At 78.4% G+C, this 1,238-nt stretch carries 1 protein-coding gene; it reads left to right on the top strand.

What is annotated here, in order from left to right:
- Positions 1-1,147, top strand: a 1,147-nt coding sequence (locus MHY29_RS12125) for a cystathionine gamma-lyase (RefSeq protein ID WP_239241571.1), incomplete at its 5' end; no start/stop codon positions are given.
- Positions 1,148-1,238: the final 91 nt, after the last annotated feature.

Here is a 1,238-nt window from a genome sequence, read left to right as displayed (position 1 = left end):
CTACGGCCCCGTCCACCACCACCGCGCCCACGGCATGGCCCCCGGCGACGCCATCTCCCCGCCGCTGGTGCACGCCTCCGCGTTCCACCTGCCCGGGGCCGGGCCCGACGGCGCCCCCGTCGCCCCCGGTGCGGACGTCGCCTTCCAGTACGCCCGTTGGGGCACCCCCACCTGGGCCGCGCTCGAGGCCGCCCTCGGCGTGCTCGAGGACGCGGACGTCGCCGTCGTCCCCTCCGGCATGGCGGCCATCGCCGCCGCCCTGCTGCCCGTGCTCCGCCCCGGCGGCCGCGCCCTGCTGCCCTCGGACGGCTACGGCGCCACCCGCGCCCTCGCCGCGGAGCACCTCGTGCCCGCCGGCGTCCACGTGGACTTCGTGTCCACGCCGGGCCTCGCGGACGCCGGCTTCTCCGCCTACGACCTCGTGTTCGTCGAGACCCCCTCCAACCCCGGGCTGCGCGTCGCGGACCTGGCCGACGTCGCCGCCCGCGCCCACGCGAACGGGCGGCGGGACGGGAAGGGGGCGCTCGTCGTCGTGGACAACACCTCCCTGACCCCGCTGGGGCAGCGGCCGCTGGACCTGGGGGCGGACGTCGTCGTCGCCTCGGACACGAAGGCCCTCAACGGGCACACCGACGCCCTCGGCGGGCACGTCGCGTCCCGCGACCCCGAGCTGATGACGCGCGTGCGCGGCTGGCGCACCCTGGCCGGCGGGATCCTCGGCACCCACGAGGCCTGGCTGATCCACCGCGGTCTGGAGACCCTCGAGGTCCGCTTCGCCCGCATGTGCGCATCCGCGCTCGCGGTCGCCGAGCTCGCGGCCGGGCATCCGGCGGTGCGCGCCGTGGTCTATCCGGGGCTGCCGGACCACCCGGACGCGGCGATCGTCGCACGCCAGATGGCGGTGGCGGGCTCCGTCGTCGGGCTGGAGTTCGCGGACGCGGCGGCGGCCGAGCGGTTCATCGCGGCCGCGGCGTACGTGGTGCCGCAGACCAGCTTCGGCGGCACCCACACCGCGGCGGAGCGCCGCGCCCGCTGGGGCGACGACGTCCCGGCCGGCTTCGTGCGCCTGTCCGTGGGCGTCGAGCCGACGGCGGAGCTCCTCGCCGACCTGGCCCGGGCCATGGACGCGGCTGCCGGGCCCGCCTGAGCCCGGCCCTGCCCGGCTGAGCCCGGCCCTGCCCGGCTGAGCCCGGCCCGGTTACGCTCGCGAACCATCCCCCGCCGCCCCACCCCAGGAG

Origin of the sequence: Micrococcus sp. ACRRV (assembly GCF_022346985.1) — a bacterium.
In the GTDB taxonomy this organism is placed as follows: Bacteria; Actinomycetota; Actinomycetes; order Actinomycetales; family Micrococcaceae; genus Micrococcus; species Micrococcus porci.
The sequence above is the reverse complement of the archived record's forward strand: the minus strand, read 5'-3'. Positions and strand labels throughout refer to the sequence as shown.